Source organism: Kosmotoga pacifica, assembly GCF_001027025.1.
Taxonomy (GTDB): domain Bacteria; phylum Thermotogota; class Thermotogae; order Petrotogales; family Kosmotogaceae; genus Kosmotoga_B; species Kosmotoga_B pacifica.
In genome coordinates, this window is sequence record NZ_CP011232.1 from 1,956,138 (window position 1) to 1,970,506 (window position 14,369).

15 protein-coding genes are annotated in these 14,369 nt (G+C 40.3%); 12 read left to right on the forward strand and 3 right to left on the reverse strand.

What is annotated here, in order from left to right; translation table 11 throughout:
- Window positions 1-14: 14 nt before the first annotated feature.
- Entirely contained in the window at window positions 15-647 is a 633-nt protein-coding gene (locus tag IX53_RS09230) for a DUF4230 domain-containing protein (RefSeq protein ID WP_047755108.1), read from the reverse strand.
- Between the two features lie 59 nt (window positions 648-706).
- Here IX53_RS09230 and IX53_RS09235 point away from each other — a divergent pair, with 59 nt between their 5' ends.
- Window positions 707-1,237, forward strand: coding sequence for a cob(I)yrinic acid a,c-diamide adenosyltransferase (locus IX53_RS09235; RefSeq protein WP_047755109.1), 531 nt, complete (start codon window positions 707-709; stop codon window positions 1,235-1,237).
- 25 nt (window positions 1,238-1,262) lie between these two features.
- Here IX53_RS09235 and IX53_RS09240 read toward each other — a convergent pair whose 3' ends face one another.
- Window positions 1,263-3,287 carry a urocanate hydratase gene (locus tag IX53_RS09240; protein WP_047755110.1) on the reverse strand — a complete coding sequence of 675 codons (2,025 nt, stop codon included), beginning with the start codon at window positions 3,285-3,287 and terminating at the stop codon, window positions 1,263-1,265.
- 267 nt (window positions 3,288-3,554) lie between these two features.
- Here IX53_RS09240 and IX53_RS09245 point away from each other — a divergent pair, with 267 nt between their 5' ends.
- The 7 genes from IX53_RS09245 to IX53_RS09275 all read left to right on the forward strand — a co-directional run bounded on the left by IX53_RS09245 (window position 3,555) and on the right by IX53_RS09275 (window position 8,689).
- Window positions 3,555-3,911: a hypothetical protein gene (locus IX53_RS09245; RefSeq protein ID WP_047755111.1), complete on the forward strand. Its 357-nt coding sequence runs from the start codon at window positions 3,555-3,557 to the stop codon at window positions 3,909-3,911.
- Window positions 3,912-4,052: 141 nt separating this feature from the next.
- The gene (locus IX53_RS09250) at window positions 4,053-4,970 is read left to right on the forward strand and encodes an HD domain-containing phosphohydrolase (RefSeq protein WP_047755112.1); all 918 of its coding nucleotides are present in this window, start codon (window positions 4,053-4,055) and stop codon (window positions 4,968-4,970) included.
- Between the two features lie 160 nt (window positions 4,971-5,130).
- A complete protein-coding gene (locus tag IX53_RS09255; protein ID WP_047755113.1) occupies window positions 5,131-5,952 on the forward strand; it encodes a DegV family protein in 822 nt (273 codons plus the stop codon).
- A gap of 163 nt (window positions 5,953-6,115) precedes the next feature.
- A complete protein-coding gene (locus IX53_RS09260; RefSeq protein WP_047755114.1) occupies window positions 6,116-6,487 on the forward strand; it encodes a GntR family transcriptional regulator in 372 nt (123 codons plus the stop codon).
- Complete coding sequence (locus tag IX53_RS09265) at window positions 6,487-7,365, forward strand: ABC transporter ATP-binding protein (RefSeq protein WP_047755115.1); 879 nt, start codon at window positions 6,487-6,489, stop codon at window positions 7,363-7,365. Before IX53_RS09260 ends, IX53_RS09265 begins: the two co-directional genes overlap by 1 nt.
- A complete protein-coding gene (locus IX53_RS09270) occupies window positions 7,362-8,012 on the forward strand; it encodes an ABC-2 transporter permease (protein WP_047755116.1) in 651 nt (216 codons plus the stop codon). The genes IX53_RS09265 and IX53_RS09270 overlap by 4 nt, the downstream gene beginning before the upstream one ends.
- Window positions 8,013-8,026: 14 nt before the next feature.
- Window positions 8,027-8,689 (forward strand): ABC-2 transporter permease, encoded by a 663-nt coding sequence (locus tag IX53_RS09275; protein ID WP_047755117.1) that lies wholly within the window; start codon window positions 8,027-8,029, stop codon window positions 8,687-8,689.
- Window positions 8,690-8,724: 35 nt separating this feature from the next.
- On the opposite strand, the gene IX53_RS09280 is transcribed toward IX53_RS09275, so the two are convergent.
- Window positions 8,725-9,585, reverse strand: coding sequence for a DegV family protein (locus IX53_RS09280; protein WP_047755118.1), 861 nt, complete (start codon window positions 9,583-9,585; stop codon window positions 8,725-8,727).
- Between the two features lie 352 nt (window positions 9,586-9,937).
- Here IX53_RS09280 and IX53_RS09285 point away from each other — a divergent pair, with 352 nt between their 5' ends.
- The 4 genes from IX53_RS09285 (at window position 9,938) to IX53_RS09300 (ending at window position 14,109) form a co-directional block, all read left to right on the forward strand.
- Window positions 9,938-10,774: a M55 family metallopeptidase gene (locus tag IX53_RS09285; RefSeq protein ID WP_047755119.1), complete on the forward strand. Its 837-nt coding sequence runs from the start codon at window positions 9,938-9,940 to the stop codon at window positions 10,772-10,774.
- 357 nt (window positions 10,775-11,131) lie between these two features.
- Entirely contained in the window at window positions 11,132-11,905 is a 774-nt protein-coding gene (locus IX53_RS09290) for a GNAT family N-acetyltransferase (protein WP_047755120.1), read from the forward strand.
- Window positions 11,906-12,617: 712 nt separating this feature from the next.
- A complete protein-coding gene (locus tag IX53_RS09295) occupies window positions 12,618-12,941 on the forward strand; it encodes a transposase (RefSeq protein ID WP_047755121.1) in 324 nt (107 codons plus the stop codon).
- A 217-nt stretch (window positions 12,942-13,158) separates the two neighbouring features.
- On the forward strand, window positions 13,159-14,109 hold the full coding sequence (locus IX53_RS09300) for a hypothetical protein (RefSeq protein WP_047755122.1): 951 nt from the start codon (window positions 13,159-13,161) through the stop codon (window positions 14,107-14,109).
- The last annotated feature ends 260 nt before the right edge of the window (window positions 14,110-14,369 follow it).

Here is a 14,369-nt window from a genome sequence, read left to right on the forward strand (position 1 = left end):
CCACGATTTTCGAATTAGTTTTGAATCTTCAATGGTCCGATGTGCTCTTCGAGGGGAGTATCCTCATCGAAGTAAATTACTACTTCATCAAAACCCATACCAAGCAAAAGCCCGTGGAAAAAATTTCTTGCGCTATCTTTAGCAATATCAATGAGGCCGGTCTTATCCGCCTCTTCAATGACCTTTTCTCTGATCGAATCTGTGTGTTCTTTGAGAAACTTGAGCATGTCTTTTGCACCGAATATTTTTATGAGCATTCCACTTTCGTTTATTACCTTTATATTTGTGAGCTGTTTTAAAGGTACCATAATTTCAAGATTTGGCAGTGGGAGGCATAGTTTTATACGCTTTACTTGGTTATCTTCGTTGATTTCAAGTCGTTCCTCTGTTAATGTCGAGAGATCAAAAACTCCACGAACCGTAACGGGAATTACCAAGGTATATTTACCTGTTAAACCAGGAATCACACTCTTTTTCTCCACTTCGTAGATCTGAGTTATCGTCAGTTTAGCGGTACTAAGCTCAGGTATTTTTTCTATCCTGCTGATTATGGAAGTGCTCCGTGTTTCCATTTTGCGCGTTACCCTGAACAAAATGTATAGAAGCAGAACCAAAAGTGCACTCAAAATCACTACAGCTATCGACATAAGTTCCCCCCCATTTGAAGACCCTCTGATAAGATTATAATAGCACGGGAGGTGATAAAGTGAGTATTTCAACCGGAAGTGGTGACGACGGAAAAACCAGCCTCTGGAGCGGTGAACGGGTTTATAAGGACGATATAAGAGTGGAGGCCTATGGAACAATCGATGAGCTCAGTTCCCATATTGCTGAAGCGTTTCACTTTTGCAAATCAGAAGATGTAAGAGAATTATTACTGGAACTACAGCGAGCTCTATTCAAAGTTGCCGGTCAGCTTGCGTCAAAAAGCAAAACTTATACAAAACCCGTATCAGAAAGAGATGTTCAATGGCTAACGGATAGAATTCACTATTTTGAGGATAAGTTGAATTTAACAGGATTCGTTATTCTAGGCATGACAATCCAGTCAGCGAAGCTCGACGTGTGTCGCACAGTAACGAGAAGAGCAGAAAGGAGAATAGTGAACCTTTCAAGGACAGAAGATGTGTCCCGGGAACTCATGAAATTTGTTAATAGGCTCTCCGATCTTTTTTTTGTTCTGGCGCGTTATGAAGAATTCCTGGAAGGGAAATTGACTTATATGAATGAAAAATGAAGCCGGGGATTACTCCCCGGCTTCATCAGAGGTCAACTTTTTCCACAAGTCTATCGATCAGGTTGTCGTCAACGAGATACGGGAGAGTTACATGATCTTCGCCAACATTCTTTTTGTTGTACTCAATAGCGGTTTCTATCGAGTGTTCATTGCGAGCCCATGCGCGTCTTGCGACACCGCTCATCACGTCCCAAGCAATCGCTGTTTTGATTATTTCATCTACGCGTCTGCTACCATCCAGTACGAGCCCAAAGCCGCCATTTATCGCTTTACCTATGCCCACACCACCACCGTTGTGAAGTGAAACAAGGGTCATGCCCCTTGCCGCGTTGCCAGCAAAGCAGTGAGTCGCCATATCTGCCATTATGTTACTTCCGTCTTTGATGTTCGACGTCTCCCTGAAGGGGGAATCTGTGCCACCTGTATCATGATGGTCTCTACCGATCATAATGGGACCGACTTCCCCTTTTCTGACCATCTCATTGAACCTCAGGGCTATCCTCATTCTACCTTCAGCATCGGAGTAAAGTATCCTGGCCTGTGTACCCACAACGAGGTTGTTCTTTTCGGCATCCCTTATCCAGATATAATTATCCCTATCCTGACCACACCTGTTTGGATCGATACATTCCATCGCTGCCTTATCCGTCCTGACGAGATCTTCATGTTTCCCGCTGAGACATACCCATCTGAAGGGTCCGTAGCCGTAGTCGAATAACATGGGACCCATGATGTCCTCAACATACGAAGGAAAGATAAATCCGTCACTCGTATCGACACCATTCTTCGCAATTTCCTTCACACCAGCATCAAAAACGGCTTTCATAAAGCTATTTCCGTAATCGAAGAAATACGTTCCGCGCTCGACCAGAGTTTTAATTAGCACAAAGTGCTTTCTGAGAGATTTATCGACGAGCTCTTTAAATTTATGTTTGTTCGTTCTGATAAGTTCGGTTCTCTCTTCAAAAGTAATACCCTGAGGGCAGTAACCACCTTCGTAAGCCGCGTGGCAGGAAGTCTGGTCAGACAACAAATCGATATGAATGTTGTTGTCCACTGCATACTGGAGAAGATCAACTACGTTACCGTAGTAAGCTATAGATATACTTTTACCATTTTTCTTATGCTCAATGGCAGTCTCAAAGACTTCAGTCAGATCGTCAATAACTACATCAATCCACCCCTGTTCGAGTCTCGTTTGTATTCTGGAATAATCAACCTCGGCAATTATTCCTACTCCGTTGGCGATTCTTACTGCTTTACCCTGAGCGCCGCTCATTCCACCCAATCCAGATGAAACAAAGAGGTAACCTCTCAAATCTCCATCTTCGGGTATGCCAAGCTTCAACCTTCCTGCATTCAAAATAGTATTGAAAGTTCCATGCACGATACCTTGCGGACCTATGTACATCCAGCCACCTGCTGTCATCTGTCCATAATTCGCGACGCCGAGCGCTTGCGCCTTTATCCAGTTCTCTTGATTATCGAACATTCCGACCATGAGGGCATTGGTGATAATCACGCGCGGAGCGTTCCGGGAAGATTTGAACAGCCCGAGTGGATGTCCTGACATGACCACAAGAGTCTGCTCTTCCGTCATGATTTCCAGGTATTTTTTTGTAAGTTGGTATTGCATCCAGTTCTGAAAGACCTGCCCTGTTTCTCCGTAAGTGACCAGTTCATAAGGATAAAGTGCGACATCGAAGTCGAGATTGTTGTCTATCATTACCTGAAGAGCTTTCCCCTCAAGGGTTCTGCCTTTGTATTCGTCGATTGGCTTGCCTTTTATGGCACCTTTTGGTCTGAAACGATAACCGTAGATTCTTCCCCGGGTGAGAAGTTCGTTGAGAAACTCCGGTGCGAGTTTTTCGTGCAGTTCCTCAGGAACATATCGAAGGGCGTTTTTTAATGCAAGCTTGATTTCCTTTTTGCTTAAAGTTAGTTCTCGTTTTGGGGCCCTCCTGATATTGGGAAGGAATTCAGGATCAGGTGGAAGGACAGGGTCAAGTTTAACGGTCATAGCCTGGGAAATATCAAAATTAGTGATCATAAAAATCTCACCCCATTTTATAGATTTTCTGCGCTTCTTTCAATAATTATTCTATCACCTGAGCAAAATCAAACTACTGTATTCTCCACAAAAAGAACCGGTGGAAAGCCAAATAATAAGCTCAACTTTGCTTGTTCGTTTGTTTGCTCGATAAAGTCGACAATGTACATTGTAAAGAAACCGTAACTATCGACATTTGGAGTACGTGTTTGTATGTGTTATAATAGCTTTAGTCATCTGTATTAATCTTATGTAGGGGGTGCTTTCATGAAGAGGAAAGCCGTCGTGCTGGTGATGTTGGCGGTATTTCTAATCGCAGGTCAAATAGCATTCGCTGGTAGCAAGGATAATGTGATTAGTGTGGTTGAGCGGGCGAATTCCCTGATTGAATCTCTGATAGATCAGGCTGTTCAGATTGTAGCAAATCTGAACGAAGATGCTGAAGGATACGATGAAGCCGTCCAAAGCATAGGCGAAGCCCTTGTGAAAATGACAAGTGCGATTTCCACATCGGTGATAAAATGGGCGGAAAAACAAGGAGTAACAGTTGAGTGCTACCCTGTTGAAGTTGTACTTGGAAACCAGATATTTATAGTAGACCCTCTGAGAGTTATAGACGACTAAATCGAAATAAAAAAACACCCTCCCCGCTTCGTGCGGGGTTTTTATTTTTAAAAATGTTTCATTTAAAAGCTGAAGATGAAAATAATAGCGTGGTAATATGATAAAGAGATCAACGCAATTTATATTAGTACGGAGGAAAAGATGGCTGATTTTGTGGCGAGAAATCTAAATGAGCATATCGAAGAAGCTGTGTTGAAAAGTGCTTCCCTCGCTTTACTCGCACACGGAGATGGAGTAGAAGTCCTGAAACAGAAAATAAGAAAAGGTACTATAAGTTTTATAGACCCTTATGAGGACGAGCTGCTAGAGTTCTTTTACGTTATAGAAGGAAAACTCGTCTGTGTTAGAGATGACAGCGAAATCATCCTGGAGCAGGGTGATTATTTTTACGCTCATAATCTCACATCACCGGTAGAGTTGAGAACGCTTGAAGATACGATACTCCTGTATGTCACTTCAAAACCGGTTTTTACTTTCCTCAGCGAAGAAATCCGAGAATTGAAAGAAATCGCGAAACGTGTCGAAGAAAAAGACGCTTATACGCACGGCCACGGCAAAAGGGTGAGAGATCTCGCGTACGCTATTGGCAAAATGATAAAACTCTCTGAAGAGAGAATGGAAAAACTTTTGATGGGGGCGCTATTTCACGATGTAGGGAAAATAGATGTACCTGAAGAAATATTGAAAAAACCCGGTAAGCTGACTCCGGAAGAATTCGAGTATATAAAAAAGCATCCGACAGTAGGAGCAAAAATGGTAATGAAAACATTCCTGGAAGACATTTCTGATATCATTCTCCAGCATCATGAGCGTATAGATGGTTCCGGATATCCCCAGGGTTTAAAAGGCGATGAGATACTTCTGGAAGCCCAGATAATAGGAATTGTAGATAGTTTTGATGCCATGACTTCAAAGCGTCCATACAGAGATGCTATGAGCTGGAGTGAAGCTCTGGAAGAATTGAGATCGCTGGCAGGCATAAAATATAATGCGGGGCTGGTCAAGATCTTCGAAGAATGTATAAGAATCGGTCTTATTTCTAAAGAGAAATTCGAATAGAATATTAGTTTTTTATTTAACTCTAGAATGTACTATTCTCTGTATTTTTATAGTCTTCCTTAAAACATGCAAGTGAAGACATCTGTTAGAATTTTTTCTATTATAGCCTCGTGCGGTATAATAAAGTATCTTTATTCCTCGAATACTGGGGGTTTTCCACATGATAAAGATCGTTTCTGATAGCTCTTGTGATCTTCCTGATGAATTCATAAGAGAATATGGGATTCATATGGTCCCACTTTCCGTTGAGGTCGGTGGTGTACGTTACACAGAACGTGTTGACATTACCGCTGAAGAATTCTGGGAAAAGATGAAACAATCCCGCTCCCTTCCGAAAACGTCTCAACCCTCTCCTGCTCTTTTTGCTGAAGCCTTCAAAGAAGTTATTGAAGAAGGTCACGAACCTCTGTGTATAACGATTTCTTCGAAGCTGAGCGGTACATATCAATCGGCAATGGTTGGGAATGATTTGATTGGGAAAAAAGCCACAATCTTCGATTCTCTTGCCGGTTCACTTTCCCATGGTATTCAGGTACTCATGGCCGCACGCCTCGCTGCCGCAGGCAAGAAGATGAAGGAAATCCTTGAAATCCTCGAGAAATACAGGGAGTCGGTAAAAATAATCATTCCTCTGAATACACTGGAAAACATCGTGAAAGGCGGAAGACTCAACAGAGTTCAGGGAACGGTTGCAAAACTGTTGAATATAAAAGTCATTCTTCATGGGGTACAGGGTGAAGTTAAAATGCTTAAAAAAGTTCGCGGAACGAAGAGATTCAGGGAAGCCATTCTGGAAATTATAGATAGCTTAAATCCTGAACCCGGAAGAATATTTGGCATAACCCACGTGGACAACATAGAAGATGCGAACTATTTCAAAGAAGTTATCGAGAAACGATTCGGTTCGGAGGTAATAGTCAATAGCATGGGTCCAACCTTCGCGACTTATGCTGGTCCGGGAGGCCTTATATTGGCACTTTAACCAGGGATAACGTACATCGAGGAATATGAGAGCCTTTCGAAACCAATAAATTTTTCACTTTGAAAACTCCCCATTTGGGGAGTTTTTTCTTTAGAATCAAACTTGACCTCAAAAACGAAAAAGTATATATTGTATATATACGATATATACACTGGAGGCCTATATGATAATCATTTCTTCAACCAATCCGGACCCATTTTATAAACAGATAAAAGACCAGATAAAAAGGGAAATAATCTCCGGAAGGCTCAAACCGAACACAAGACTTCCCTCTGTGAGAGCCCTGGCAAAAGAGTTGAACGTGAGCGTGATAACCACAAAACGAGCTTACGCCGATCTGGAGAAAGAGGGACTCATTACTACTCATCAGGGACAGGGAACGTACGTGGCTGAAGTGAATACTGAGCTTTTGAAAGAGCAAAAGCTGAAGGAACTTCAGCAGGAAATTATAAAACTCATGGAGATAGCGAGGGAACTTTCTATCGATCCCGAAGAAGTGATCCAAATAGTGAAAAAATGGGGAGGCAAAAAATAATGAATAAAATAATAGAAGTGAAGGGTCTGATAAAGAAGTACACAAATTTTCAACTCGGTCCCGTAGATCTGGAGATTCCAGAGGGCTGCATTGTGGGTTTAATCGGCCCAAACGGAGCAGGAAAAACTACGCTTATTAAATCAATGCTCAATCTGATTCACCGCGATGCGGGCTTAGTAAAGATCGCTGGTCTGGATCTCAACGAACATGAAAGAGAGATAAAAGACAACGTGGGTTATGTGGGTGAACAGCAGTACTTTTACGAAGACAAAAAGGTTAGCTGGTTGGGGAAATTTGTCTCTGGCTTTTATAGCCATTGGAACGATGGGCTCTTTTATAAACTTCTTGAGAAGTATCAGATAAACCCCAAGAAGAAAGCGCGCGAATTATCCAAGGGAATGCGCGTGAAGCTCTCCTTTGCCATGGCGATGGCCCATAATCCAAAGGTTATGCTCCTCGACGAACCAACTTCTGGACTGGATCCCATCATTAGAAGAGAAATTCTTGAAGAAATGCGTAATATCGCCGAAGATGAGAAAAGAAGCGTTTTGATATCGTCTCACATTACAGAGGATATCGATCGTATAGCAGACTATGTGATGTATCTTCTTGACGGTAAGATAATTCTTTATTCTGAAAAAGATACCCTGCTTGCGGAATGGAAAAGAATTCATTATGCCGATGGTGTATTGCCAGATCATTTGCAGGGATCGCTTTTTGAAAGAAAGACGACTGTTTTTGGAAATTCAGGAATCACCTCCAATTACAGTGCAATCCGGGATTTTCTTGCTCCATTGATTTCCAAGGGCGAAGTGAAAATCGAAAATTTGGGACTTGACGATATTCTCATTTGCCTTGTTGGGAGATGTCGAAAATGATGCTTAAATTACTAGTCGGAGAATTCTACAAAGTGAGAATTTTTGTACTTTTTTGGGTGATGATAGCGATATTTACGATGAGCCTGATTTATGTAAATACTGATGAACAGGTACGCAGCATATTGGCCTCACTGGTGGGAGCCTTGATAGTTACAATGGGAGTTTTCATTTCAATTTCCGTAGTTGAGAATTATGAGAGCCAGTATCATGGATATGATTTTATGTTGATAATGCCTTTGAAACTACTGGATGTCATATCGGCGAAATTCGTAATGTTGCTGATAATCTTGGGAATAAATGTTGCAGCAATCCTGCCTTTTATTTTGCTCTCTGAAATCGGGCCATTTTCCAGTCGTGCCATGGTGATTTCCGTAGAACTTGCTCTGTTATTAGGGGGAATATTTCACCTGGGGATCGCGCGTTTTGGCTTTGAGAAATTTCTTTACATATTTTTCTTTGGGTTTGGGACCGCTGGATTTGTAATGCTGCTTATACTCCAAACGACAGATGGAACAAAGAATCTGGAATATCTTGAAAGACTTTCAGAATTAATTTCAAGATGGCCAATGGTGATCGTTTCAATTCTTATATACTTCGTACTACTGGTTATAACAGCTAAAGTGAAAGCGAGATATTTGAATAGATGAAGGAGGATAAGGAAATGCTAACGCTTCTGAAAAAAGAACTGACCAACTTAGGTGTAATACTCTTATTCGTTTCCCTCGGTATTTTAATGGTTGTGGCTGTATATATCGTTATCACAGGAAGGGATCTGGAACGTTCGCCGCTGTCTGTTATAGATTTTATTTTTATAATTGAAGGGATGGCAGTTTTCGGGCTTCCCATGGGCAATGAAAAGTACGAGGAAAAGAATAGAGGTTATCATTTTCTTGGAACGCTTCCAGTGGAAAAGAGAGAGATAGTGAAGGCAAAATTCCTGGCTTTTCTCCTACCCGGGGTTATTACTGCTTTTGCCATATGGTTGGCTTATTTTATCATTCTCGGAGGTATCTATTCAAAAATCGTGCTAGGCGCAGTAAGCCTTGCTTTTTCATTTGGCATTTTGGTGGGAATTCTGTATGTATTTATATTCAAGCTGGAATACAGCGTGATGTTTGTTCCGACCATACTGACATACATGCTGGTACTGAGCTTTCCGATGTGGTCTAACCTTCTTTTCAAAAAAGCGATGAACTTTTCAGAAGTGGACCTGATTAATTTTTATACCGGTTCTATCCCCTTTGTCGCGCTGGCTGTTTCATTGACTTGCCTTTATCTTCTTTTCAAAAAAACGGTCAAAGAATTCTCGAAAAAAGAGTTTTAACGATTTGTCCCCTTCAGGAATTTCGATAATATTACCTATTTCAATAAGGCACCGATTCCCACAAGGCCCACACCTGTATGGCAAACCAATGACTGGGTAACGCTTCCATAGATAATATCTTTGATCCCATCGGCAGAAAAGCTCTTGTTCAAAAAGGCCACATGTTTCTTAGTTTCCTCACTGTTGTCCGAAGTGTAGATGGCTGCAAGTTCAACTTCTGAGGTACCGATAAATTCTTTTAGTTTTCTATAAAGCTCTTTGATAGCGCGTTGCATCCCTCTTGCCTTTGCAACGCTGTGATAAATCCCCTCTTCATTCACTGTAATGATCGGCTTCATGTTCAAAATATCACCAATAGTGGCACTGACTTTTCCTATCCTTCCACCGGCTTTCAAATATTTCAGCGTGGGTACACAGAAAAAGACCTTCGACTTTTTTATGGATTCTTTCAAAGCTTTGACAACCTCAGCAAACTTATCGCCTTTTTCTATCATGTTTATGCCCCTTATGGCAATAAAACCCGCCCCTATGGAGATGTTTTTAGTGTCTATGAGTTCTATTTTTGCATCATCGTGCTTTTCCATAAATTGACCTGCCACGAGTTTGAAAAAATTATGAGTACCGCTGAGACCGCTGGAGATGTTCATGCTTATTATTTCTCTGTACCCTTTTTCATATAATCTCTCAAAGCGGGAATATACATCATCAAAAGAGGGCAAAGAGGTTTTCGGAAGGGCATTTTCCATGTAAGAAAGCAGAGCTTCCGTCGATAAATTTTCGTTATCTTTGTACTCCTTATCATCAAGCAATATCTTTAAAGGCACAACTTCCACAAATTCCTTTTTGACGTATTCTGCGGGCAAATCGCACCCTGAGTCAACCACCAAAGCGATCATGATACTTCACCTCCTTTTTTATCATGCATCAAAAACAGTATAAGAAGCCTGAACAAAAAATCGCAGGTAAAATAACAGAAGTTGAGTTTTGCAATTTTCAACGGGCAATGATTAATTATACCAATTTGGTAGTAACAACCAAACCATTTAACTAACCCGTTCCAGGATTTGTTTGATCTCAAATACAGGCTTGTGTATGAACACCGAGCTTTTATCGCGACATGATGGTTTTCATGTTGTCAAATAACATGAGCGATTTTACAATCTAAAAATTCATCCAGTTCTTTTGTCATTTTGAGGGTGTTATGATTATGATGGTGCTTAAAACTAGATAAAAAAGGAGGAGAGAACGATGAAAATCTACATCTCCACGGATATGGAAGGTGTTGCCGGGGTTGTTTCATGGAACGAGATGGAACCTCCTTCAAGGAAAGAATGGACTGCCATGCAGGATACTGAACTGAACTGGTTGGTGCAGGAAATCCAAAACTCTCCTCTAAACGACCAGATAGAGGAAATAGTGATTTGCGATTCCCACGCGAGGGGAGAAAACCTGCGCTATGGTGCCATCAATGACAAAAGGGTCAATTGGATAAGAGGTTATCCCAGGCCCTTTTATATGATGGAAGGGCTTGACAGTTCCTTTGATCTGGTAATGTTTATTGGATACCATGCCAGAATAGGTTCCTGGCGAGGAATCATGGATCATTCGTATTCACCATCTGTGATTTACAACGTAAGGCTAAATGGAATCGAAGTAGGGGAAGTTGAAATAAACTCCTACTTCGCCGGCTGGTACGGTGTGCCTGTTGGCCTCATATCGGGGGACGATGTTCTCCAGCAGCAACTCAAGGACTTTATAGATGTTCCCTATGTACAAACAAAAGAAGGGTTAGGCAGATTTTCAGCGAAGGTCTATCACCCGGACATCGTTAAAGAAAACTACTCAAAGGCCTTTAAGGAACTGCTGTCAAAGTTACCAGACCTCAAACCTTTGAAGCCAGCTCCTGAAACTGTTCTTGAGATAGATCTTTGCACCACGGTGATCGCTGATGCGGTTTCAGTGATTCCGGGTCTTGAAAGGACTGGTGGGAGAACAGTTAAATTTATTTCATCAAATTATCCGGATGTGCTCAGAATGATTCTGGCAGTGGCAATGCTCGGGGGAAGAGTCGCTAATTATAAATAAGTCTTATGCTTAAAAATGTATTGCAGCTTTATCAAAAGCGAGGATCTTCCTTCTTGAAGAGGGAAGACATATAGAGCCAGATATTCCCATAAGCTTGAGCCTTAAAGAAACGATCTCATGGTTAATCGGTGAATCCGATCCCATACCCGAGAAAGCTCTTCAAAAGGTTCTTGAAGAAAATGGTAGATAAGAGCCTGTCATATGATAAAGATTCAGTGATTTCTATGGCTTATACTCAGAGCCATTTTATGTTATACTCTCAAAAAAATTGCTTGTGGTATTGAATTTGAGCTAATGCTGATTAAGAACAATAGGGGAAATATTAGCAATTGGATTCAGAGTAAGGCAGGTGAGATGATGAAAAAGGTGTCGATTAGCGAAGCAAAAAAACTCTTTCCATTCCTTTCGAGAGAAAAAGAGTTTAATCTGTTTATAATCGGCGATATCGAAAACGCAAAGCCCGATGCTGATTACATGGAAATCTTTGTAGATGGGCAAATAGAGCAACCCAGGGGTGTACTTCTCAGGTATTACCGGAATTTTGTTATCTATTCACCTGGTGAAATGGATTATAAGAGCGCTGCGGAAATAGTAAGAGGTTTCGATCAGGCAACGGTCCTGAGTGGAAAGGCCTGTTGTATTGATAAAATCAGTCCCTTCCTTCGAGACATGATCAATGAAGAATCGACCATGCACTTTGCGGTTCTTAGAGAGCCATTGCTTGAAGAAAATACTCTCCCAATAAGAAGAGCTTCTGTTGAAGATGCTAGAAAACTGCTTGATTTGCTCGATACAATAGAGGAGTTTCACGAACAGGACGAAGAAGCTTTTATCGCTTCAATAAAAGATGGCACTACAAGGCGGTATATCCTTGAGAAAGATGGAAAAATAGTTTCGACAGCTGCGAGCACTGCTGAGACATCCGACCTTGCAATGATTATAGGAGTTGCGACTCACAAAGATTACAGGAATCGGGGCTTCGCTTCTAAAGTTATGTCAAAGTTATGTTCGGATTTGCTGGCTGAGGGTAAAACTCCCTGCTTGTTCTATGACAACCCCAAAGCCGGAAAAATCTACAACCGCCTGGGATTTCGAGAAATCGGAAAGTGGAAAATGCTCCGTTTCAAGTGAGATGTTTGAGGAGTAGCACTCCACAAATTTCTGGAAATTTGTGGAGTGTGAATCCTTTCAATACTCTCAGATAACTCAGGGTTTTCAATGATGAAGCTTCTTTCATTGAGAACACTAGAGATAAAAATAATACCCATATCGCTCTTTCTATACATGATATAGTGTTTTTTTGATCTATTCTCCAATCATCAAATCCAATCTCATTCTTCTGTGTTTATCAGTTAACGTCCAACGGCAAACGGTTCTTCACAAAGTCAGCATATTACGTGCCCTTTGCGTTCTCTCACCCTCTCGGTTCTCGATTCTCGGGCTCTCGGTTTTTTCTATACCCCAGACCCTAAACCCTAGACCCTAACCAGACCCCAAACCCACTCTTCCCACGATGGTTCTTATCGGATAACGGAAAACGAACGACGGTAAACGGTTTTTAGTCACCGAATCTCGGATTAAAAAAGAGTCTGTCCCTATTTTTCTTAAGATTGAAATTACCGCTCGCCAATGAACCATGAAGGTGCATACCTGTAAATGCTCTCTTAAAATAGTTTATACACCCAATTTTAGCTTGTGCAAGATGGCACTGATATCTGAATAAAGAGTAACTTCATCAATATTTTCGCACATGTGATATTGCCCCTTTACTCGCCCAAAAGCAATTGATAGCTATTCGCAGATGAGATAACATTGAAAGTTTATTCTGCTTATCATATCATACATGAGTCTTTCAAAACGTTTTATTCCCTGGTATGTAAAGGAGAGCTTCTCTTGTCTCTTTAGACATAGAAATTCATCTGAAGATATTGTCCAATGTTATCTGCACAGATGGTCAGTCGAATCTTTCTTCAAGACAGCCAAACAGAATTTCTCTCTTGGAAAAGCCAAATTCTCTTCTGAAGATGGTCAAAATCGCTGGCTTGTCTTGGTGAACCTTGCCTATCTAATTTTCAATGACATGGCAAAATTCCTTCTTGAGAAAACAGAGGTGAAAAGACAGTACAGTGTGTTCCTATTAATTTGTCTTGCCCTTGAATTCTCATAATTGGTCTCCTTCTCTTGCCTTTTTCCTTATTCCTTAACATTCCACACATGATAAGTCTTTAACTTGTAGATATTAACCTAACCACTAATGAGTATTGTTGGAATTATAGTAATTATAATGTTACCATGATAATGGTAATTGTTTTGATTTAACCTATCATAAAGGTGTGCGAATGGTAGTAAACTGAAAAATGGGCATTTTAAAAAGGGGGGATTTCATGTCAAGGTTAAAAAGTGCTTTTGCTTTGTTAATTATCTTTGTTATTGTTGCCTTTTTTAGTTCTTGTTCTGTTGAAAAAGAGCATCCTACGAGCGTTGGGAATGAAAATTATGTACCCATAAAAATTGAATCAATTAATCCAGAAAGCAAAAATTACAGAATATTTGTTATTGATCAGCTAAAGATATGTGTTCATTCAATCGAAGTAGTTAATGATTATACAATAGTTGATATCTCATTCATACAAAATTATACTGATACACTAGTATTTGCTGGAAGCAATATTTTTCTTAAAAGCGATGAAGGAATTTTTTCTGCTTTGCCTGAACCTGGAATAAAAAATCTACAACCAAAATACTTAAATGCTTTATTTCTTAGATATTATGAAGATGATCTCCCTGGTATGCTTGTTCCGGTGACTGTCAAGCATTTTTCTGGAGAAGTTTTCGGTAATTCATTGGTTAGAGGATATTTGGTTTTTCCAAATAATAATAGCGTTGCAAATTTAAAGCTTATAATCGATATTTCGCTTCAGTATTATGATTGGGTTGTGTTTGATTATGTACTAAACAAAGACTTCGAAGATATCTTTGGTAGGTATGAACTTGATATTTCAGGAATAAAAGAACCAGCTGATAATTGTCCTTTGAAACTTTTGTTAGTTCATACAAACTACTACGAAGGAATAAATTCTTTAGAAGTAGAGTTGCAAAATATATCAGACAAAGCTATAAAGGCTCTTTCACTAATTGGAACTTTTTATAACGATTTTGGAGATGTTTATGATTCAAATGTTTCTTACATTGCACAAAAGTTGAACATTTCACCTGGGGAAACGCGTTTATTTGCTTGGGCAGTAAATGATATAGTTACAAAAGCAGAAGTAGAAATAGATGAAATTGTATTCATGGATGGACAAAAATGGTCGCGGGAAGAAGAGCATAAATAGATATTTATAATTCTAAATATTTCATCCTAACTATACACTTAGAAGATAAAAGAGTAAAGAAGATTATTAGAAAAAGCATGGGAACTTAGTAAATTGGTTGTGAAGCCAAACACAGGTTTCCATGTAAAAAGCTTAACTATGGCATTGTTAGTTAGAATCACACACAATGCCTTAAATCTTGACATATCTAGAAGGAGTTTCAGAAGAAGAACATTAAATACCTCAAGGAGGTAGCGGGTTAATTCCTTATAGTCTCCCTG